Source organism: Microbacterium sp. K2 (assembly GCF_051365005.1).
Taxonomy (GTDB): Bacteria; Actinomycetota; Actinomycetes; order Actinomycetales; family Microbacteriaceae; genus Microbacterium; species Microbacterium foliorum_B.
On sequence record NZ_JBLWII010000001.1, the window covers coordinates 1014410 to 1034821 of the forward strand.

At 67.2% G+C, this 20412-nt stretch carries 18 protein-coding genes; 7 read left to right on the forward strand and 11 right to left on the reverse strand.

What is annotated here, in order from left to right:
* Positions 1–98: 98 nt before the first annotated feature.
* Complete coding sequence (locus ACLKOY_RS05145) at positions 99–1355, forward strand: hypothetical protein (protein WP_436452714.1); 1257 nt, start codon at positions 99–101, stop codon at positions 1353–1355.
* A complete protein-coding gene (locus tag ACLKOY_RS05150; protein ID WP_436452715.1) occupies positions 1352–2098 on the forward strand; it encodes a glycosyltransferase in 747 nt (248 codons plus the stop codon). Before ACLKOY_RS05145 ends, ACLKOY_RS05150 begins: the two co-directional genes overlap by 4 nt.
* A 46-nt stretch (positions 2099–2144) precedes the next feature.
* Here ACLKOY_RS05150 and ACLKOY_RS05155 read toward each other — a convergent pair whose 3' ends face one another.
* Genes ACLKOY_RS05155 through ACLKOY_RS05170 form a run of 4 tightly spaced genes read right to left on the reverse strand, consistent with a single transcriptional unit; the run spans position 2145 to position 7550 of the window.
* Positions 2145–3035, reverse strand: a complete 891-nt coding sequence (locus ACLKOY_RS05155; RefSeq protein ID WP_436452716.1) for a glycosyltransferase — start codon at positions 3033–3035, stop codon at positions 2145–2147.
* Entirely contained in the window at positions 3032–4972 is a 1941-nt protein-coding gene (locus tag ACLKOY_RS05160; protein ID WP_436452717.1) for a DUF6541 family protein, read from the reverse strand. The genes ACLKOY_RS05155 and ACLKOY_RS05160 overlap by 4 nt, the downstream gene beginning before the upstream one ends.
* A complete protein-coding gene (locus tag ACLKOY_RS05165) occupies positions 4969–5868 on the reverse strand; it encodes a glycosyltransferase family 2 protein (RefSeq protein ID WP_436452718.1) in 900 nt (299 codons plus the stop codon). The genes ACLKOY_RS05160 and ACLKOY_RS05165 overlap by 4 nt, the downstream gene beginning before the upstream one ends.
* Positions 5865–7550 carry a glycosyltransferase gene (locus tag ACLKOY_RS05170; RefSeq protein ID WP_436452719.1) on the reverse strand — a complete coding sequence of 562 codons (1686 nt, stop codon included), beginning with the start codon at positions 7548–7550 and terminating at the stop codon, positions 5865–5867. The genes ACLKOY_RS05165 and ACLKOY_RS05170 overlap by 4 nt, the downstream gene beginning before the upstream one ends.
* A 230-nt stretch (positions 7551–7780) precedes the next feature.
* Between ACLKOY_RS05170 and ACLKOY_RS05175 the strand changes: the two genes are divergently transcribed.
* Both ACLKOY_RS05175 and ACLKOY_RS05180 read left to right on the forward strand, forming a co-directional pair.
* The gene (locus ACLKOY_RS05175; protein ID WP_436452720.1) at positions 7781–8614 is read left to right on the forward strand and encodes an ABC transporter permease; all 834 of its coding nucleotides are present in this window, start codon (positions 7781–7783) and stop codon (positions 8612–8614) included.
* Complete coding sequence (locus tag ACLKOY_RS05180; protein WP_436452721.1) at positions 8598–9341, forward strand: ABC transporter ATP-binding protein; 744 nt, start codon at positions 8598–8600, stop codon at positions 9339–9341. The genes ACLKOY_RS05175 and ACLKOY_RS05180 overlap by 17 nt, the downstream gene beginning before the upstream one ends.
* A 36-nt stretch (positions 9342–9377) precedes the next feature.
* Here ACLKOY_RS05180 and ACLKOY_RS05185 read toward each other — a convergent pair whose 3' ends face one another.
* Positions 9378–10451 carry a glycosyltransferase gene (locus ACLKOY_RS05185; RefSeq protein WP_436452722.1) on the reverse strand — a complete coding sequence of 358 codons (1074 nt, stop codon included), beginning with the start codon at positions 10449–10451 and terminating at the stop codon, positions 9378–9380.
* Positions 10452–10559: 108 nt separating this feature from the next.
* Here ACLKOY_RS05185 and ACLKOY_RS05190 point away from each other — a divergent pair, with 108 nt between their 5' ends.
* Positions 10560–12398: a DUF4012 domain-containing protein gene (locus ACLKOY_RS05190; protein WP_436452723.1), complete on the forward strand. Its 1839-nt coding sequence runs from the start codon at positions 10560–10562 to the stop codon at positions 12396–12398.
* 143 nt (positions 12399–12541) lie between these two features.
* On the forward strand, positions 12542–13123 hold the full coding sequence (locus tag ACLKOY_RS05195) for a hypothetical protein (RefSeq protein WP_436452724.1): 582 nt from the start codon (positions 12542–12544) through the stop codon (positions 13121–13123).
* A 192-nt stretch (positions 13124–13315) separates the two neighbouring features.
* On the opposite strand, the gene ACLKOY_RS05200 is transcribed toward ACLKOY_RS05195, so the two are convergent.
* From ACLKOY_RS05200 to ACLKOY_RS05225, 6 genes are all read right to left on the reverse strand, one after another.
* Positions 13316–14770: an LCP family protein gene (locus ACLKOY_RS05200; RefSeq protein ID WP_436452725.1), complete on the reverse strand. Its 1455-nt coding sequence runs from the start codon at positions 14768–14770 to the stop codon at positions 13316–13318.
* Complete coding sequence (purE, locus tag ACLKOY_RS05205; protein ID WP_042542183.1) at positions 14767–15234, reverse strand: 5-(carboxyamino)imidazole ribonucleotide mutase; 468 nt, start codon at positions 15232–15234, stop codon at positions 14767–14769. The genes ACLKOY_RS05200 and purE overlap by 4 nt, the downstream gene beginning before the upstream one ends.
* Positions 15235–15343: 109 nt before the next feature.
* On the reverse strand, positions 15344–16468 hold the full coding sequence (locus tag ACLKOY_RS05210) for a 5-(carboxyamino)imidazole ribonucleotide synthase (RefSeq protein ID WP_436452726.1): 1125 nt from the start codon (positions 16466–16468) through the stop codon (positions 15344–15346).
* Between the two features lie 89 nt (positions 16469–16557).
* The gene (locus tag ACLKOY_RS05215; protein WP_436452727.1) at positions 16558–17112 is read right to left on the reverse strand and encodes a PH domain-containing protein; all 555 of its coding nucleotides are present in this window, start codon (positions 17110–17112) and stop codon (positions 16558–16560) included.
* 57 nt (positions 17113–17169) lie between these two features.
* Positions 17170–17931 carry a biotin--[acetyl-CoA-carboxylase] ligase gene (locus tag ACLKOY_RS05220; RefSeq protein WP_436452728.1) on the reverse strand — a complete coding sequence of 254 codons (762 nt, stop codon included), beginning with the start codon at positions 17929–17931 and terminating at the stop codon, positions 17170–17172.
* Between the two features lie 2 nt (positions 17932–17933).
* On the reverse strand, positions 17934–19217 hold the full coding sequence (locus ACLKOY_RS05225; protein ID WP_436452729.1) for a CDP-glycerol glycerophosphotransferase family protein: 1284 nt from the start codon (positions 19215–19217) through the stop codon (positions 17934–17936).
* Between the two features lie 151 nt (positions 19218–19368).
* Between ACLKOY_RS05225 and ACLKOY_RS05230 the strand changes: the two genes are divergently transcribed.
* Positions 19369–20394, forward strand: a complete 1026-nt coding sequence (locus ACLKOY_RS05230; RefSeq protein ID WP_436454094.1) for a glycosyltransferase family 2 protein — start codon at positions 19369–19371, stop codon at positions 20392–20394.
* Positions 20395–20412: the final 18 nt, after the last annotated feature.

Genomic DNA, 20412 nt, shown 5'->3' on the forward strand with positions numbered 1-20412 from the left:
TCTCCTTCAACCCGACTCCAGTAGTCTAGGCTCGCACGCGTTAATGTCCGCGCCATCCCGAGTGGTGTTGGGCCGCAATGGTCCGAGGAGTCCCATCGATGAAGGTTCTACTGTCACGCTTCGCGGGCTTTAGTGCCGTTCCTCTGATCTCTTTCATCGCGCCGCTGTTCTTGCTGCCCATCATCCCGAACGTCTTCGGTCTGGAGGCGTGGGGGTCGGTGGGCACGGCTCAGGCCGTCGGAACCGTCTGCGCGATCGTCGCGGGGTTCGGATGGAACATCTCCGGTGGAGCGCGCATCGCGCTCAGCGCCGACGACGCCGCTCGGAGTCAGCTCTTCGGAGACTCGTTCTGGTGCCGCGGCCTGCTCGTGGTGACGGCCGGATTGGTCGGCGCCGCACTCAGCTCGGCCCTCGTCCCGGCCGAGTTCCGCCTCGTCGCCGCACTCGTGACTCTTGCGACCACCGCTGCTGCCATGACCGTCGTCTGGTACGCGGTCGGCGTGGGCAACGCGCGGGTCGTGCTGCTGTTCGAGACGGTCCCGGTGAGCATCAGCGTCGCGCTGGCGATTCCGCTCCTCCTGCTCACAGAGCAGCTGCTCTGGTACCCGATCCTCACGCTGATCGGTTTCCTCATCGGGCCGGTGCTTCTGAACCTCCGCCTCTACCGACGACCTGTACCTCCGTTCGCAGGGAGGCGGATCCTGCGCGCATATCGCGCGAACCTCTCGGTCGCCGCGGCTGAGACCATCGGCGGCTCCTACACATCGGCGCCCATCCCGCTCGCGCAGGGCCTGCTCGGCTCGGCGGCCAGCGGTCAGGCCACCTCGGCGGACAAATTCTTCCGCATCGCCCTCTTCGCCATCACTGTTCTGTCGAACACTCTTCAGAAATGGGTGCTCGAGGTCTCCTACGCGCATGGTCGGCTACGCCGCCATCTCGTGGCCTTCGGGCTCCACGCCGCCCTCGCCGTCATCGGCGGCGCGGCGCTGACGGTGCTCGGCCCGGTGTTCTCCTCGCTGCTGTTCGGCGCGAAGGCGACGCCGGAGATCGCCGTGTTCCTCGGCTTCGGCGCGACCTTCGCGCTGACCAGCCTGACCACCCCTTTCATCCGCAATGTCCTGGTACCGGCCGGTCTGAACCGCTACGTGCTCTTCGGCACCCTCGGCGCTGCGCTGGTCGGAATCCCGCTCATGGTCTTCGGAGCGCAGTGGGGCCTCAGCGGGATCATCGCCGGGCTCGCGGCCTCGGAGCTCGTGATCCTCGCCGTCGTCGTGACAGCCGGAATCCACCATCTGCTCCTGGAGAGGCGATCGGCTTTCGCCCTCGTCGCACCCGCTGACGGAGGCATCGTATGACGAAGACCGTGAGCGTCTGCATGGCCACGTACAACGGCGCACGGTTCGTCAGGCACCAGCTCGAATCGATCCTCGATGGGCTGGGCCCCGGCGACGAGGTTGTGGTGGTCGACGATGCGAGCACGGACGACACCGCAGATGTCGTGGCCGCTGTCGAAGACGGTCGCATCCGACTGATCCGCTCCGAGACGAACCGCGGATACGTGAAGGCCTTCGAGGCCGCGATCGCCGAAGCGACACGCGAGATCATCTTCCTCTCCGACCAGGATGACGAGTGGGTCCCCGGCCGCCGCGCGCTGCTCGTGGAGGCACTCCGCGACCGTTCGATCGCGGCCGGCGACCTGGTGCTGCTGCCTGACGACGCCCCTCTGCGTTCTCCGCTCACGGGACGCCCCTGGCACCTCGATGCGCTGCCCTCAGGCGGCTCGCTGGCGAATGAACTGCGTCTGCTCGCGGGGGACGCGCCCTACTACGGCTGCGCCATGGCGTTCCGACGCGAGGCCAAGGACCTGATTCTGCCCTTCCCTGAGTTCCTCGTCGAATCCCACGATCTGTGGATCGCGACCGTCGGCAATACGGCTCGCGGGCTCGCCCATGTCCAGAGCCCTGTCCTGCGGCGCCGACTGCATGATGCCAATGCGTCGGCCCCGAAGCCGCGAGGACTCCGCAAGGCGCTGCAGTCGCGGTGGATGCTCGTCCGCGCATGGCGTGAAGCATCGCGTCGCATCGGTTCCCTGCGCTGACGCGACCGCGTGATGCGGCTGAGCCGCCGCTCGGGGATCCCCGGACTCAGCTCAGATCGGCCACGTGCGCCAGTGACGATCTGAAGCCCCGTGCCGTGCCGTGGCGCAGCACGAGGGGCAGCGCGGCGATCCCGTGCAGGCGCGACATGAGGCGCACCCGCGCGGTTCGCGCCGTGCGGGTCCATCCCCGTTCAGCGGCCGAGCGGCGCGCTATGCGGTAATACCGTCGCTCATCGAGGAAGCGGCTGCCGTCGAGCAGCGTCTTCTGGGACGCGCTCTCCAGATGACGTCGGTAGGAGAAGGCGAGCGTCGGCGCGTAGGCCAGCGTTCCGCCGTCGAACGCGATGTCCATCAGCAACGCCAGGTCCTGGATGACGGGGAGGTCATCTGTGAAGTCGATACGGCGCAGCGTCTCGACACGAAGCGAGAGCGACGGCCAGTAGAGCCAGTTGCCCCGGATCAGCGTTGTGGCCATGTCGGGGCCGCTGAAGACGGTCACCCCCCGTCCCTTCGGAGCGAGGTGGCGCTGCTTGATCCGATCGACAAGGGGAAGGACGACAGCTCCGCTCTCGTCGATGACCTGAACCGCCGGCTGGATGACGTCGGCGTGCGGCACTGCGCGGGCCGTCGCGCGGACGACCTCGACGTAGTTCGGGTGCAGAAGGTCGTCGCAGCCGAGGATCGTGACGAATTCCCCGGACGCACGTCGAACGGACTCCCGGAAGTTCTCGGTGATCCCGACGTTGTGCTCGTTCCGGGTGTAGACGATCCGCTCATCCCGCTCCTGACCGAAGTGAGCTGCGACGGAGTCGTCGGGATAGCAGTCGTCGATGATCGTCAACCGCCAGTCCGGGTCCGTCTGGGCGCGCACGGACTCGACGGTCTCATAGAGCTGATCCGGGTCTCCCCAGAACGGCACGAAGATCTCGTAGGTCATGATCCGAGTCCGCACGAGACGATTCTGAAGAGCTTCGCCTCGCCGCGCTGCTCGACGAGCTCGACGTAGGGCGAGCTGTCGAGGTCATCGAATCCCGAGTAGTCTCCGTCGTTCTCCTGGAAGTCACCGTCGGCGCTGAAGTCGAGGACGTACTCGACCCCGGTGTCCTCGAGGGCGTCGCAGACCTGCGGAGAGTCTCCGTCGGTGCTCAGCATCGTGTTGATCGCCTCGGCGTCGTCGGTGAGGTCCATCAGCAGATGGGGCATGAGCACCCGTCGTCCGCTCACGCCGTAGGCGAACGAGGCCCCCGTCCACGGGTCGCCCGCTATGACCGCATCCTCAGGGACGAGCTCCGCGAGATCCTCCATGAGATCGAGTTCGTCCGGAGACACGATCGGCCCGCCGGGGCGGAGTTCGTACGTGTACTCGATGTCAGCGGCCGCCTGCCGGATCGCGGCGTTCTGCGTGACTCCCACGAGCGCGATCACGACGATGGCGATCAGGACGACGGGGAGGCGCTCGGAGAGCCGACGTACCGGCACCAGCAGTCGCTGCCGGAGAAGCCACGTGACCAGGACGATGCCACCCAGCGCCGCGAGCGGCAGGACTCCGATCGCCCAGAAAGCGGCGATACGCGGCGGATTGTTGTACCACGGGGCCGTGAACCAGAAGCGGAGCGTCTCGTACGGCGACGCGGACACGATGATGTAGAGCACTGCCGAGATGACCGCCATCGCGAGGATCGACCACCGCGCGTAGCTGCCTCTGCGGATCACGCTGTACGCACCGATGATCATCAGGGCAGTGATCCCGAGCGAACTCGGGTAGCCGTACACGCTCGCCGCCACGACCTCGCCGATCGAGTCGGGAACCGTGTTGATGATGGGCCAGTAGATCTGGCTCGCCGGTGGGCGAACCACCTGCAGGAGTACCACTCCTACGGCGGCGTATGCGACAAGCAGACCGATCGCGATCAGCCGTGGCCGACCCGGAGTCCTCATCTGGTGCAGGAGCCTGGCGACGATGAAAGGCACCGTGAGCGCGACGACCGCCATGAGCGCTCCCGGGTGCGCGACGCCCAGACCGGGCACGATGAGCACCATCAGCAGCGCCCAGTCCTGACGGCGCGACACTCGCCCGGGCCTGAGCAGCCACCAGGCGACGGCGATCGCCGCAGGGGCGACGGCGAGGCCGAGGAACAGCGGATAGAGCACGCCGTAGTGCAGGAGCAGGAACGGGAAGGCAGGGAAGGCGGCGGCGAGAGCTCCTGCGACCACCGTCATGATCTGATTGCGCCCGAGGAGCTCGCGCACCAGGAACACCGCCCCGATCGGCCAGACGACCGCCGCGACGACGATGATCATGGCGTTGGTCGCAAGCGGCACGGAGGCTCCGCTGAGCGCGACGACGATCGAGACCATCGCGTGCCAGCCCGACGGGTAGAAGGGCACGCCCTCCGGCGACGTCATGCTGCCGAGCCACAGGGGCGATGCGTTTCCGGTGTCGAGGACGTACTGGACGGCGTTCAGATGGAAGAAGTTGTCGTAGCGCTGCGAGAAGAACTCGGGGTCGTGCATGCTTCTGACCAGCACGAACGCGATGAGCGCGGCGGGCACGACGATCGAGATGATCACGGCGACCAGCTGTCTGGCGCTCGCTCGCGGCCGGGGCAGGGCCGGCTTCCCGATGTGCCTCGTCCAGAAGTACGCGGCGATCGACGCGACCGCGGTGAGGACAAGGACCGGGAGGATGCTCCATCGGATTCCCACGAAGGGCGCCGCCAGGGCGGCGACCGCGACGAGGGAGACGCTGAGCGCCGGGGCGAGCGCGAGGAGTCTCATGCCGCGCAGGCGGAGGAGGAAGCCCAGCACCAGTCCCGGAAGGAAGAGGAGAGCGCCGGTGACGATCAGCGCTGGCAGGATCGAGACCCAGCTCACGCCGCCTCCGCCTCTGGATACTTGATCTTCGGGTTGAAGGTGATGCCCTTCACCCACTTGCCGAGCAGCTTCGCACGCAGATCCAGCGGAACGCGGCCGCGGTGAAGGCTCACGAAGAGTCGCGCTCCGAACTCCACGAAATACAGGAACCCGCGGTGGTGCAGCTGCCAGGACGCCTCGTTGCGCACACCGTACGAGAACTTCCACAGGCTCTTGCGGTCGACCATCGCGAAGTTCACACCCCGGTTGTCTCCCATGTCATGCACGACGACGCTGTCGAGCACCTGCACACCGGGGCAACGCGCGGTGAGGCGAAGGGTGTACTCGCGGTCGTCGAACCAGATGAAGTACTCGGAATAGGGAAGCCCGTACTCCGCGATGGCCCACCGCGGGATCAGCACGGACACGAACGAGCATGCGGTCACCATGACGTTCTTCTGCCCCTTGACGAGCAGGCGCCCCCAGTCCCACGTGGTCACCGGGTTGTTCATCTCGCAGATGCTGCCGTCGGTGAACTCAACCACCGAGCATGCGAAGGGCACGTCGCCGCCGAGCTCCTGGACCGCCCCGTCGAAACCGGCGATGAGGCTCGCGAGGGCTTCCGGCTTCGGATAGCAGTCGTCATCCATGATCCAGACGTGATCCGCACCGGACGCGTAACCGCGCAGCATTCCCTCCGAGAACCCGCCCGCTCCCCCGGAGTTGGTCGACATGCTCACGACTTCGAGGGGAACCGAGGTCTCGAGCGCGGCCAGGTACTCCGCCGTGCCGTCGGTCGAGGCGTTGTCGATGACGAACAGGGTCTCGACCGGGTGCGTCTGCGCCTCGATCGATGCGATCACGGTCTTCAGCTTCTCGAGCCTATTGAACGTGACGACCACTCCAGCGACACTCACCACGAGCCCACCTCTTCCTTGAACCATGAACTCGCGGACTGCTGAGACAGCAGCTTCTTCTCAGCCTTGCGCTCCTTGCGCCACAGCGCCTCTCTCGCCTCCTCGTCGTTGACGAGCGGGGCCACAGCCTCGGCGAGCCTGCGCGCGGCGAGGCGCGCGTATCGAGGGACCAGAGCCGACTCCGGGATGATGTCGCCCTGGGCACCGACGTCCGTCGAGATCACCGGCACTCCGTGCGCGATCGCCTCGAGGGTCGTGAGCGTGAGGCCCTCGTTGTGGGAGGCCACCACGAGCACGTGGGCTTCGTCGAGAGTGTCGGAGACCGGGGTGTCCGAGGTGCGCCGGACGATATCGGCGCTCAGCCCCTCGGCCTCGATGATGTCGTCGACCCAGCTCGACAGCTCGCCGCCACCGTGCAGTATGAAGCGGAGCGAGTATCCCTGACGCTTCAGGCGCCGCGCCATTGTGATGAAGACCTCCGGAGCCTTCTGCCGCGCCATCCGGCCGACGAACGCGACGGTGAACTGCTCCCCTGCAGATCGCGGCCGGAACACGGCATCCTTCGGCTTCACGGTGAGTCCGCCGAGCGGTGCCATGACCACACGGTCAGCGGGGATCCGCTGCACGTCTGTCATCCAGCGGGCGAGGCTCGGCGAGATCACGTGGTGCGTGGTGATCGACTTCGAGGCGATCGCACTGCTCAGAGGATAGCCGCCGCCCGTGTACTCGACGATGTGAGTGCTGTCGATGATGGGGATGCCTGGACGCGACGCGGCGATCCACGCCACCCGGTCATAGAGCCACTGGTTGTGATGGATGACGACACCGCGCACGTCGAAGGTGCGCAGCAGCGAACGGAGCAGAGGCTCGACGCCGGCCGTCTGAGACACGACGGTGGGCTCCGAGAAGGGGATGAGCAGCGCCCCGTCGAGCTCGGGACGAGTGACCCACGGCTGGTGCGAGTCCCGATTCGTCAGCACTATGGGGAGCAGACCCGCCTCACGCACCAGACGCACCGTCTCGAAGGCCCAGAGCTCAGCGCCGCCGAGCTCGAACCAGTGGAGGCCGATGATCACGGCCTTCTGCGCGCCCTCGAGGACGGGACCTGCCGGCACGATCACCTCGTCCTCGTGCGCACCGCCGCGGCGGAACTCCGCTTCGTAGTCGCGAGGCTCGATGGCCGTCGTGAGCTTGCGTCGGAATCTGAGCAGCGAGAGATCGCGTGCATCGTCGTAGAGGAGCGGGGCGCGGGACTTGACGCTTCGCGCGATCCCGCCGATGATTCCAGGGCGCTGCGGGCGGTAGGGGTCGGAGTTCAGAACACCGTCGGAGGACACATGCAGGTGCCGGGTGGGCGACGCGACGAGTCGGGCTGACGCCGCCTCCGTGCGCTCGGACTCCCGCTCCTCGACGGAGACGGAGCTGACGACGTCGAAGCTCTCGATGCGGTGACGGTTGTTCCTCGAGAGTCCGTCGAACGTGCTGTCGTCCGTGAGTCGAGGAGTCGTCTCCACTGAGCCGTCATAGAGATGGATGCGCAGAGTCCGCTGGGGCGCCATGAGTGCATGGAAGTTCAGAGCCCCGACGAGGAGGCGTCGTTCGCGCTCCGACAGATCCACACCCGTCTGCGGGTCCTCGAATCGGAAGAGTGCAGGCTGATCGAGGGCTTGAAGAGGTGTCACGGATACAGTTTGCTTTCGGATCGACGGACGCACGAGACCACCGCGAGCCTACCAGCGACGGCGCGCCCGACCCTGGGTTGAGCCTGTGCCGCGCGTTCGCGGCTTCCCCACCGATCTGCCAGGGACGATGCGCCGGGGATCGTATGATTGCTCACGGTGCGCCCGAGACCGTCGGCGCGTCGGAAGGTGGAATCGCGGTGCAACAGGCTCGCACAGCCGACGACCAGAGAATGACGACTCCTGGCGCGAATCGAGGACTCCTCGAGGTCTTCCGGCAAAGGCATCTGCTCTCGCTCATCGTGCGCAAGGAAGTGCAGATCCGCTACCGGGGCTCCATCTTCGGGTGGCTCTGGTCGTACGTGAAGCCGCTCGTGCAGTTCGTCGTCTTCTTCGTCGCGATCGGCGTCTTCCTCGGTCTGAACGACCGGGTCGACTTCTTCCCGATCTATCTGCTCTCCGGCATCACCGTCGTGACCTTCTTCAATGAGGCGTTCTCGAACGGCACCCGATCGCTGGTCGACAATGCGGCGCTCATCAAGAAGATCTACCTGCCCCGCGAGATGTTCCCGATCGCGAGCATGATGATCGCCGCTGTGAACACGGTGCCGCAGATCATCGTCGTCATCGCGATCTCGCTGTTCTTCGGCTGGGCTCCCTCCTTCGCCTCCCTGGGCGCGATCCTCCTGGCTCTCGTGATCATCGCCGTTCTGGCCAGCGGCCTCGGCCTCTTCTTCGGTGCCATCAACGTGACGTTCCGCGACGCGCAGAGCTTCGTCGAGATCATCGTGATGGTCGCGATCTGGGCCTCTCCTGTGATGTACGAGTGGACACAGGTCGCCAGCGTCGTTCCCGAGTGGCTCTTCGTGCTCTATCGACTGAACCCGATCACCGCCGCCGTCGAGCTGTTCCACTACGGAGTCTGGTTCCCGCTCGGACCCGATGCCTCCCCGATCCCCGACGTATGGATGTACGGGCTCATCGCACTCGTGACGTCACTCATCGCGCTGGTCATCGGCCAGCTCGTCTTCCGCCGACTGGAGGGCCGCTTTGCCCAAGATCTCTGATGCGCAGCCTCTCCCGCGGATCATCATCGACGACGTCCACAAGACCTTCAAGCTCCGGCACACGCATTCGATCAAAGAGACTGCTCTCGCTGCGATCCGCCGCAAGCCGCTGACGACGGACTTCCATGCCCTCGACGGCGTCTCGTTCGAGATCCAGCAGGGCGAATCCGTCGCTCTGCTCGGGTTCAACGGATCCGGCAAGTCGACGATGCTGAAGCTGATCTCCGGGGTGCTCGAACCGGATGTCGGCACCGTGCTCACTCGCGGCCGCGTCGCCGGCCTCATCGAGGTCGGGGCGGGGTTCCACCCGGATCTGTCCGGACGCGAGAACATCTTCCTCAACGCCGCGATCCTGGGCATGAGCAAGAAGGAGACCGACGCGCGGTACGAGGAGATCGTCGCATTCAGCGAGATCGAGCAGTTCATCGACACCGAGGTGAAGCACTATTCCTCCGGCATGTTCCTCAGACTCGCCTTCTCCGTGGCGATCCACACCGAGATGGACGTCCTGCTGATCGACGAGATCCTCTCGGTCGGCGACGAGCCGTTCCAGAAGAAGTGCCTCGCCCGGGTCCGCGAGCTGCATGCCCAGGGCAAGACACTCGTCGTCGTCAGCCACGATCTCAACATGGTGTCGAACCTGTGCGATCGCGGCATCCTGCTTCAGAAGGGCAAGGTGCGCTTCGACGGCGCGAGTGCGGACGCCGTCGAGGTCATGCGTTCCTGATCGGTCTCCGGCGCCCCGGACCGGGGCTGCCTGAGCTCAGAGATCTGCGTGCAATCCCCACACGCGTTCCGCAGCGCCGAGCCACGAGAAGGACCGTGACCGGTCCGCGCCGAGCACGCTCAGACGACGCGCGCCGTCGCCGACGGCATCGGCCACGGCTTCCGCCATGTCCGTCGGCGCGGTGATGACTCCCCCGTCGGCGATCACGTCGTGGTGCACTCCGCTGTCGACGGCGACCACGGGCACCCCGAGGGTCATCGCCTCTACGGCGCGCCACGGCCACACGGCGTGCGCGCTGGTGGCCACCAGCGCGGACGCGCCTGCGAGCACCGCCGCCCGATCCGCGACCGACAGCGACCCGCGGATGTGCGCCCTCGATTCGGGCAGTCCCGCTGCCGCGGCGACCTCGGCCAGCCTCGGCTCTGAGCCCTCAGGCGCGTCGAGCACGACGGCTTCCTTGCCAGCAGCGATCGCCGCCCGGAACCCGTGCTCGAGCGAATCGGCGGAGCCTGTGAGCACCAGATAGCCCGAGGGCAGAGACAGGGAGGCGCGTCGTGCGGTCGCGTCGAACGGCACGACGAGTTCGCACGGGGAAGCTCCTGGGATCACGCGGATCCGTCCGCTCAGCTTCGCGATCTCTTCCAATCTCGCGCCGACGGCATGCGAGGGCACGACGACGGCATCCGCGTGCTTGACGGCCCTCTTCAGCATCGCCCGCTGCCAGGCGACGGCGGTCTTCGAGAGCGAGTCCGGCTCTTCCCACGCCTGCAGATCCCACAGGGTGACGGTCGTCTGATCATGGTCGTGCAGGCGATCGTGCCGCACCAACGGGGCCATCAGGGTGGGCGAATGGATGAGACCGCCGCCGACCCCCCGCACGATCCCCAGCTGCCACGACGCCGCGAGCTCTCGTCGCGCGAGCGACAGTCTGCGCACATCCGAGAGACCCGTGATCGGCACCTCGACGCCGGAGGGGACGATCGCCTCGACCTCGCAACCGGCGGGGGCTGTCGAGATCAGCGCCGCGGTGAGGTCGGATGCCGCTGATGCGTGATCCGCGTGCACGACATGCGTCAGCTGATCAAGAACCACACGCAGCCGAGCACCCATGCGACAACAGTAATCGCCCGACCGCCCCGAACCTGGGAGCGTGACCGCGAGCGACGAGGATCGAGTCATTCGACACTCCGATATGCCGCTACGTGCTTGAATGCAGGGGTGAGTGACGGACGCCTGCCTGTACGTCGTCGGTGGTTGCGGTGGACCATCGGCGTGATCGTGATCTTCATGGTGCTCGCAATCGGCTGGGTCGGCATCCGCGGTATCGGGGCAGTGAACAGCCTGCAGGAGGTCGCAGCGTCGTCTTCGAAGCTCAAGCAGGCGATCGGCCAGGGCGACCTCGACAGGGCAGCGTCGCTCTCCTCCCGCATCGCACACCATGCCCAGTCGGCCCACGACCTGACCTCCGACCCGGTCTGGCGAGGATTCGGCCTCCTGCCGTGGCTCGGCCCGAACTTCTCGGCGGTGAGCGACGTCGCCGAGATCGCCGACGACGTCGCCTCGGACGCTCTCGTGCCCGTGCTTGAGGCCGCCGATGAACTCGACCTGGCGAGTCTGGGGCTCTCGGGCGGAGCGATCGACCTGGCGCCCTTCGCGCAGATCGAGCCCTCGCTCGCCGAGGCGAGCGAGACGCTGACGTCTGCCGAGACGCGCGCGCTGGGGGTCGACGCGGACGCGACCCTGCCCTCGCTCGCCGAGGCGAGCGAGACGCTGACGTCTGCCGAGACGCGCGCGCTGGGGATCGACGCGGACGCGACCCTGCCCCCGCTCGCCGATGCCGTGCGGGAGATGAGATCGACGGTCACGCAGGCCGCCACGGTGGTCGGAGCGCTGCACGGAGCATCCGCATTGCTCCCGAGCATGCTCGGCGCGGAAGGGCCCCGGAACTACGTGCTCGCGATGCAGAACAATGCGGAGCTGCGGTCTTCGGGCGGGATCATCGGGGCCATCGCGCTTCTCCGCGCCGAGAACGGCAGGATCACGCTCGTGCAGCAGGCCTCCACACCGGAGTTCCCGCCCCTCGAGACGCCCATCCCGCTCAGCGAGTCGACCGTCGCCCTCTTCGAGGATCGTCCGGGCCGCTTCCTGCAGAACCTGACGAGCATCCCCGACTTCACCGAGGCGGGCCCTGCGATCGCGACACGGTGGCAGAACCGCTTCGGACAGCCTGTCGACGGTGTCATCGCGGTCGATGCCGTGATGACCGAGCATCTCATCGCGGCCACAGGACCGCTCACGTTCGGGCCGTTCACCGCCACCGAGGAAACCGTGGTCGACCTGCTGCTCTCCGAGATCTACGCCACCGTCACCGATCCGATCGCACAGGACAAGATCTTCTCGCAGGCGGCGGGAGCGCTTCTCTCCGCTGCGCTGACCGGCGCGGATCCGAAGGATCTCGTCGCCGCCCTCGCTGCGTCCGCAGATGAGCGACGCATCCGCATCTGGAGCGCTCATGAGGATGAGGAGGCGATCCTGTCGGCGTCGACTCTCGGTGGGGCGCTGCCCGAAGACGACACTCAGACCCACGTCGGCGTGCTGCTGAACGACACCACCGGCGGCAAGATGGACTTCTATGCCGACGCCGCCATCACGACCTCGATCGGCTCCTGCGATGGCGAGCCGACCACTCAGGTGACGGTGACCTGGACGAACGATGCGCCAGCCGACGCCGCGACATCCTTGCCGCTCTATGTAACCGCCGGCGGGGTCTACGGCGTGCCAGCCGGGTCTACCCGGACTCTGATCACCGTGTACGGCCCCGAGGGTGCGACTCCGTCTCACATCGACCGCGACGGTGAAGAGATGAGCGTGCAGACGGCTCTGCTCGGCTCCCGGTCGGCGGTTCAGCATGAGGTGCTCCTGGCCCCGGGAGAATCATCCAGGATCACCGTCGAATTCCAGGGAACCGGGGCGGGAGAGAGACTCACGGTGGTCGATCACACGCCCATGGTGACCACGCCGGAGACATCCCGAGAGCAACTGCGCTGCGCCTCGTGACTTTCCCGATTCGATGATGTAGTGTCAATCCCACTGGGGAATATCTGAGTTCTGTCATTCTGTCGTGGGGACAGGAAGAGCTCACGCAGTCGGATGCAGGGGTGTATTCGAAGGCGATTCCGCGTGTATTTCTGGGGAGAATCATGCTGAAGAAACTGGCTGCAATCAGCCTTACCGCTGGCGTACTCGTGCTCATGGCACCTGCTGTCGCCTCTGCCTCGCCGGTCGTTCCGACCGAGCCCGACTCGTATGCGGGAACACCGCGGGTGTCTGTCGATGATCCGATCATCGACATCTGCGAAGTGTCCACCGTCGCATTCGGCGCAGGCTACTTCCTGCCGTCCGAGAACGTCGGCGTGTCCGTCTCCGGCCTCAACGCCGGCGACTCGGCCATCTCGGGCAACACGGCGGCCGCCGACGGCAGCCTCGTGGTCACCTTCCGCCCGCCGTCCGACGGCGAGGGCTCCTATGCGCTCGCCTTCAGCGGTTCGCGGTCGTACACGGCGACCATCACGGTCTCAGAGGGTCATGACTCCGCCGTGAGCTGCGACCACGACCCCGGTGTCGCGTCCGCAGGCACGGAGCTTCCGCTCACCGGCGATGGGCTCGAGCTCGCACTCACCGGCGGCAGCGTGTCGCCGTGGGTTCTCGGAGGTGGGGCAGCCGCGCTCGTGGCCGGTGGAGTGCTCGTCGCGACAGGCGTCACCCGCCGCAAGCGCGCCTAGGTCAGATTCCCGCTCTGCGGGGATCGACTGGACGACGGTGATCCCTCCCCCTCCGATCACCGTCGTCTGGTGAATCCGGTCACGCACCGGAGGCCCACGGCCGCCACTTCACTCTCAGGTGGTAGCCGTGGGTTCACTCATGCGCCGACGAGTGCCGGAACCACACGGAGCTGCCGCCCCGCGGCCCGCCGATCACGGTGTAGGTGTCGGTGTCTCCGTCGGAGGATGCAGCGTCTGCTGGACCATCTCGTGGATGAAGCCGTAATCCGGAGCATGCTCGTCGACGCCCTGCTCGGGAGTGAGCTCGATCGTCGTGACGGGCAGCTCACGAGCCTTGGCCATCAGATCGAAGAACTCAGGAAGCTTGTCCTGAGGCAGATCGGTGCTGATCAGCGCTGTTCCTGCGGAAGCCACCTCGTTGAACCGAGTGAGCACGGTCTGCGGTGTGAACTGCGCGAGAATGGCCTCCTGCAGTTCGCGCTGGCGCTTCATGCGGTCCCAGTCGCTGGTCGTGTAGCGCGATCGCGCGTACCACTGCGCAGTGTCGCCGTCCATGTGCTGCTGCCCGACCTCGATCCAGCCGATCGCCCATGCATCCACGTCGTACGGGTCCACGCCATCGGGCGGACCGCCCTTGGGCAGCCGCTCCGTCACGTTGATGTCCACGCCGCCGAGCGCGTCGACGAGCGCCGCGAAGCCGTGCATGTCGACGAAGACGTAGTACGGGATCTCGATCCCGAGCACACCCTCGGCCGCATCCTTGGTGGCCTCGATCCCCGCGTCGGAACCGTGCCCCGCAGCGTCCGGATACAGCCCGGTGCCGTTGTCGTCGCGGCAGATCTCCGCGGCGTTGCGCACGTGGTTCATCCAGCCGTTCCACCCGCACGAGTTCGAGCTGTGACCTTCGAAGCCGTTCGGATACAGCGCTTGCATCGGGCTGCCTTCGCTGAAAGGCGCATTGGGAAGCTCACGGGGGATGCCGGTGATCGTGACGGCACCGGTGGTGGCATTCACCGAGACAACCGAGATGCTGTCGAACCTCATCGAGTCGCGGCCCTCGCCGCTGTCGGCTCCCAGCAGCAGGATGTTGTAGTAACCCTCGCTCGGCGGCAGGCTCGGCCCGCTCTGGCCGAAGATCGTGTTGATCGTGCCCCGCGCGGTGCCGACATAGGACGCGGCGTATCCGGTGCCCGTTCCGACGAGACCGAGCAGAAGCAGGGCCACGAGAGGTATCGCGAACTTCGAGGGACCTGGAACTCTGACCAGTCTGACCAGCCGCAGCACGTCGAAGGTGAGCACCGCCCACAGCACGAGGTAGGCGATCAGCAGCACCTGGACGAGCGTGAGGACGACCGCCGAGAACCATCCGCCGCCGACCGTGAGCCACAGCAGCACAGGCCGCGCGAACAGAGCCAGCCCCGCGCCCACGATGACGAGGAACCAGGCGAGCAGCGTGGCTCCGAGACCGATTCGCCCGAGCCGGCGATTGCCGGCGAGCACCTGAGCGGAACCGGGCACCAGCAGGTTCAACAGCACCAGCCACCAGCCGCGCTTGGTCATCATCCCGGCATCCGCGGTGTTCGGATGCCGCAGAGGGCGGGTCTCGATCAGCGGTCGCGCCGAACCTCGCGGCGGCGCAAGGGTCACAGGGACCCCTTCAGCCGATCGTTCTTCTCCTCGACCTGCGCTTCGAGATCGAGTGCGTACGCCTCGATCCGATCGGCGAGGTCGTCGTCGGACGTGCCGAGAATACGCGCGGCGAGGATGCCCGCATTGCGGGCTCCTGCGATCGACACCGTCGCGACAGGGATGCCTGCCGGCATCTGCACGATCGACAGGAGGGAGTCCATCCCGTCGAGGTAGGCGAGCGGCACGGGGACGCCGATGACCGGCAGTGCCGTCATCGAGGCGAGCATCCCGGGCAGATGCGCGGCCCCGCCGGCGCCGGCGATGATCACTCGGATACCGCGACCGCGAGCTTCCCGCGCGTACTGCATGAGCTTGTCAGGGGTGCGGTGGGCCGAGACGACCTCGACCTCGTGCGGGATCGCGAAGTCGGTCAGCGACTGAGAGGCGTCGCTCATCACGCGCCAGTCGGAGTCGGATCCCATGACGACGCCGACGAGGGGCGCGGTGGAGGAGTGCAATGGCTCAGTCACCCACTCAGGCTACGGTCTGGTGCTGGGAGAAACCCCGAACGGCACACCCCTGGTCGCACCCTCAGTCGAAGTGAGCCGCTGCCGCTCGGGCCACGTACACCGCATCGTCGAGGTCGTCGGAGGTCACGTTCACGTGTCCGACCTTGCGACCAGGGCGCGGGGCCTTACCGTAGGTGTGGATCTTGGCCGAAGGATGCGCGGCCATCGCTCCCGCGAAACGGTCGCCGAGCGAGCCGCTCTGCGGCCCTCCGAGGATGTTCACCATCACGGACCACGCGGCCTGCGGTGCGGTGTCGCCGAGGGGCAGATCGGCGACCGCACGCAGGTGCTGCTCGAACTGCCCGGTGACGGCGCCGTCCTGGCTCCAGTGGCCGCTGTTGTGCGGTCGCATCGCGAGCTCGTTGACGAGAATGCGCTCGTCGTCGGTCTCGAAGAGCTCGACCGCGAGCATGCCGGTGACCCCGAGGCCCTCGGCGATCGACCGCCCGATCTCCTCGGCGACCCGGGCGAGACGGTCGGTCGAATGCGGCGCCGGCGCGATCACCTCGGCGCAGACACCGTCACGCTGCACGGTCTCGACGACAGGATAGGCGACGATCTCGCCGCTGGGACGGCGGGCCACCTGCTGCGCCAGCTCGCGAACGAACCCGACGAGCTCCTCGACCAGCAGAGCCTCGCCGTCGGGGAGCCGCTCGAGCCAGTCCTGAGCCTCGCTCGCCGCTCGGACGACGCGCACGCCCTTGCCGTCGTAGCCACCACGCGGCGTCTTCACGACACCCTGCCCGTCGTGCTCGTCGAGGAAGGCCTGCAGCTCGGACTCATCGCGAACCGGCGCCCAGTCGGGCTGGGGCACGCCGAGCTCTTCGAGCCGCGCCCGCATCAGGAGCTTGTCCTGGGCGAACTGCAGAGCATCGGGCCCGGGGTGCACGGCGACGCCCTCGGCGACGAGAGCCCGCAGCACCTCCTGGGGGACGTGCTCGTGGTCGAAGGTGACGACGTCGACGTCTGCGACGAACGCGCGGACGACCTCTAGGTCGTGATAGTCGCCGACCGCGGTCGCGGCGAGCTGGGCCGCCATCCCCTCGTCTTCAGCGAGCACCCTCAGGTCGAGTCCGAGCTCGACCGCCGGAGCGATCATCATCCGAGCCAGCTGGCCTCCACCGATCACACCAACGCGCAGCGCCATGGGCCGCCTCCATTCGTCCAGACCATTCTCGCGCATCGACGCGCACGCCGTTCACTCGTCGCGCCGATCACGGCGACGCGGCGCCGTGATCAGAACCCCGCGGTCCCGTCGTGGCCCGCCTGCGCATCGCGGTGCGCGAGGATCTGGCTGACCTCGATCTGATCGGCGAGCGTCTCGTGCACGAGCGTCACATTCGGCACGTTGGCCAGGCGCAGCGGCGCGTCGACCCCGTTGGAGAGCGTGATGGTGCCGACGCCCCACATGCGCTGGATCACGCCGCGGCGCACGCCGATCGTGTAGCCGCGAGCGTGCGACATCTCCTGCCTGTTGCGTGCACCGATGCCGTGGTTCACGATGACCCGTCGAGTGGTGAGCGTCACCGAACGCGAGTACCAGACGACCCAGGGCACGACCACCAGCAGGAGGACTATCCCCCCGGCTGCAGTCAGCAGCATCCAGTTCTCGAACGGCGCCGGCAGATTGTCATAGAAGAAGGTCGTGGCACCGAACACGGCGATCAGCACCAGAGCCGACCAGAAGAGCCGCCGGGCGTGTGTGCGGAACCGAGCGATGAGCAGCTCTTCGGCGGGCGCACCCGGCGGTGGCATCGTCGGCCTTCCGCCGAGAGTCACGGGCTGAGTCACTCCTCCATTGTGCCCGCAACCGCCGACATCGCCGCTCGCACGCCGGGCGTGTCAGACTCATGCCGGCCGGACGTGCACCACATCGCCTGCAGAGATCGGCCTCTCGGCTCCACCCGCCCGCACCAGCAGCCGACCTTCGGCATCCAGTGCTGTGGCCGTTCCGACGAGCACGGAGTCCCCCGGGAGCGTGACCCTCACGTCGAGCCCGATCGTCGCGCAGCGCCTGCTCGCCGCGGCATGAAGGCCGCTCGAGACGGCGTCGCCCGCTGCGGCGAGATCGGCGACCAGCTGGTCGAGTCCACGCAGATAGGTGGCTAGCAGCCGATCGGCGTCAGCCTCGACGCCGAGCACGGCGAAGGACGTCGCAGTCGGAACCGGCAGCTGAGACTCGGTCATCGCCGTGTTCACGCCCGTTCCCACGACCACGGCATCCTGCGTCGCCTGCGCCAGGATCCCGCAGATCTTGCGACCGTCGACCAGCACGTCGTTCGGCCATTTGACAGCCACCTCGTGGTCCGGAAGCTGCTCGGCGATCGCATCCGCCATCGCCACCCCGGCCGCGAGAGGGATCCAGCCGCGCGCATCGCCTGACGGCAGCCGGCGGAGCAGCACGGAGACGGCGAGCGACGCGCCCGGCGCGGCTGTCCAGGAGCGGCCGAGTCTGCCGCGACCCGCCGTCTGATCGTCGGTCAAGAGCACGGACAGGTGCGGCATCGTGGACGGTTCGCGCGCGCGCTCGCTCAGGATCTCATTGGTCGAGCCGGCGTGGGTCAGCACCTCGAGATGCGAGGCGACCGCGGCCGTGAGGGGAAGATCCATCGTCAGACCTCCTCTTCGTCGGCCTCTTCGTCGTCGTCGTCCTCGTCGGTGCGCACCGCGCCGATCTCGTTCGCCTGCCAGTGCTCCCACTCGTGCATGAGGCGTTCGATCGCGGCGTGGAACTTCGCTGTCGCCGCTCCGGGCGTCGTGTCGCCGAAGTAGTGCTGCACCCACATGCGCAGCCTGGCGATGGCCACTTCGTCGGCACGGACGCGTTCGACCTCGGCGACGATGTCGCCCGCAGCGTCCGCGCTGAGCCACTCGCAGTCCGACAGGTAGCCGTTGGTGTCGATCGACGCTCGGTCGTCGACAGGTCGCGTGATCATCAGCGGCTTGCCGACGGCCAGGCGGTCGTAGACCATCGCCGAGATGTCGACGATCGCCACGTCGGCGGCAGCCAACTGCCATCCGAGTTCCGCCCCGTTGTCGTACACATGCTGCGCAGTGGGATCTGCGGCGTTCGCCGCGGCGATGGCCGCGATGATGCGACGGTGCGCTGCGCCGTACTCGCCGTCGACGACTCCGCTCCGAGGATGCGGCCGGTAGATCACGCGGTGGCCGCGAGATGCGAGCAGCGTCTTGACCAGCGTCTCACCGTGCGTGGCGATCGACCCGTAGTGCGCGCTCGGGCGGTCGCCTTCCCACGTCGGGGCGTAGAGCACGACCGTGCGCTCGTCCGGCACGTAGGGCAGCGTGCCCGAGTAGTGGTCGGCCTGCGGGCGGCCGATCTCGATCGTGCGCTGATCGATGTCCCAGTCCCAGAGCGTCCTCGACAGGCGGTCGCGCGCAGCTTGCCCGGCGACCAGTGCGTAGTCGTACGCCTTGTACTGATTCGTGGTCATGTACATCTTGTCGGACTCGCCGTGGTTGATGAACACGTGCCAGCGTCTGCCGTACCGGAACATCTGGAAGTTGCGGGTGTTCTGGTTCACATACAGGACGACACGGATGTCCTGCGACGAGATGAACCTCTCGAGGTCGCGGATGGTGGGGACGAAGGCGACCGGCGGGCCGTCCTCGTCGAGCAGCTTGTCGGCACCGGTCGCCGAACGCGAGAGCACGACGACCGGCCAGCGCTTCGACAGCTCGGCGAGCGGTCGGTACCACTGCCTCATCTGGTACATGTTCACGTCGCCGTCGGCGAAGTACACCGCCACCTGGTACTGCCCCGGCTGGTGCGGTTCGCGTTCGGCGAGACGCCGTCGCACTCGCTGCACAGCCTTGCGGGAGGCGAGCGCCCGCTTCAGCAGACGGTAAGCCTTCTTCGCGTCGGACACAGCACCCATCCCTCCAGGATACCGAGTACGGGGGCTCCAGCCGACGGCCGCTGCCGAGCCCCCGCTCTCGCGAATCAGCGAACGTCCGAGCAGCGCATGCCATGATCGTCATGTGCCCGACAACGACATCGCCGCCCCAGAGACCGGAGTGTCGTTCGTCATGCCCGTGCTCAACGAGCGCGCCTATCTGGAGCACGCGATCGCCTCGGTGCTGACGCAGGAGCTGACGGTCCCGGCCGAACTCGTGCTCGCACTCGGCCCGTCGACCGATGGCACGACGGAACTCGCTCAGCGTCTCGCCGCGGAAGACGACCGGATCCGACTCGTCGACAACCCCGCCGCGCACATCCCCGTCGGATTGAATGCGGCGATCCGGGCCAGCCGCTTCGCGACGATCGTCCGCGTCGACGCGCATTCCGAGCTCGCTCCCGGTTATGCGGCGCTCGCGCTGCAGACCCTCGAGCGCACGGGGGCCGCGAACGTCGGCGGTGTCATGCGCGCCGACGGCCGCACGCCGTTCCAGACGTCGGTGGCGCGCCTCTACAACTCGCCGGTCGGTCTCGGCGGAGGCGCGTACCACGGTGGCACTCACGAGGGCGAAGCCGAATCCGCGTACCTCGGCGTCATGCGCCGGACGGTGCTAGAAGAGGTGGGGCTCTTCGATGAGTCGATCCGCCGTGGCGAGGATTGGGAGCTCAACCTCCGGATCCGTCAGGCAGGACACCTCGTCTGGTTCGACCCGAACCTCTCCGTGACCTACTGGCCTCGCGAGAGCTGGTCGCGCCTCGCCCGTCAGTTCCGAGCGACCGGAGCTTGGCGTGGCGAGCTCGTGCGCCGATACGGACGCCGCAACGGCATTCGCTTCTTCGCTCCCCCGGCGCTGGTGATCCTCCTCGCCGCCGCCGTCATCACCGGGATCCTGCAGCTCGCCGGCGTCCTCAGCGGAGCGCTCTCGCTCATCATCTCGGCCGTCGTGTACCTGCCACTGGTGGCATACCTGTTGCTCGTGGTCGTCGTCGCCTGCCTGCCAGGCGGCGGCGGTCCCCGCCAGAGGCTGTGGACCCTGCTGGTGCTGCCCACCATGCACCTCTCGTGGGGCCTCGGGTTCCTCGGGGGTGTGCTGCGGGGCGCTCGCGACACCGTCGACGCATCGCGTCTCGGCACCCGCAACACGCCACTCCCCTAGCGCGCCCGCAGCCGACCA

Bases quoted from the DNA above. Each gene is read 5' to 3' on its own strand.
- ACLKOY_RS05230 (WP_436454094.1), top strand. From the start codon at position 19,369: ATGCCCGTGCTCAACGAGCGCGCCTATCTGGAGCACGCGATCGCCTCG.
- ACLKOY_RS05185 (WP_436452722.1), bottom strand. From the start codon at position 10,451: ATGGGTGCTCGGCTGCGTGTGGTTCTTGATCAGCTGACGCATGTCGTG.
- ACLKOY_RS05145 (WP_436452714.1), top strand. From the start codon at position 99: ATGAAGGTTCTACTGTCACGCTTCGCGGGCTTTAGTGCCGTTCCTCTG.
- ACLKOY_RS05175 (WP_436452720.1), top strand. From the start codon at position 7,781: ATGACGACTCCTGGCGCGAATCGAGGACTCCTCGAGGTCTTCCGGCAA.
- ACLKOY_RS05150 (WP_436452715.1), top strand. From the start codon at position 1,352: ATGACGAAGACCGTGAGCGTCTGCATGGCCACGTACAACGGCGCACGG.
- ACLKOY_RS05195 (WP_436452724.1), top strand. From the start codon at position 12,542: ATGCTGAAGAAACTGGCTGCAATCAGCCTTACCGCTGGCGTACTCGTG.
- ACLKOY_RS05210 (WP_436452726.1), bottom strand. From the start codon at position 16,468: ATGGCGCTGCGCGTTGGTGTGATCGGTGGAGGCCAGCTGGCTCGGATG.
- ACLKOY_RS05225 (WP_436452729.1), bottom strand. From the start codon at position 19,217: ATGGGTGCTGTGTCCGACGCGAAGAAGGCTTACCGTCTGCTGAAGCGG.
- purE (WP_042542183.1), bottom strand. From the start codon at position 15,234: ATGGGATCCGACTCCGACTGGCGCGTGATGAGCGACGCCTCTCAGTCG.
- ACLKOY_RS05155 (WP_436452716.1), bottom strand. From the start codon at position 3,035: ATGACCTACGAGATCTTCGTGCCGTTCTGGGGAGACCCGGATCAGCTC.
- ACLKOY_RS05220 (WP_436452728.1), bottom strand. From the start codon at position 17,931: ATGGATCTTCCCCTCACGGCCGCGGTCGCCTCGCATCTCGAGGTGCTG.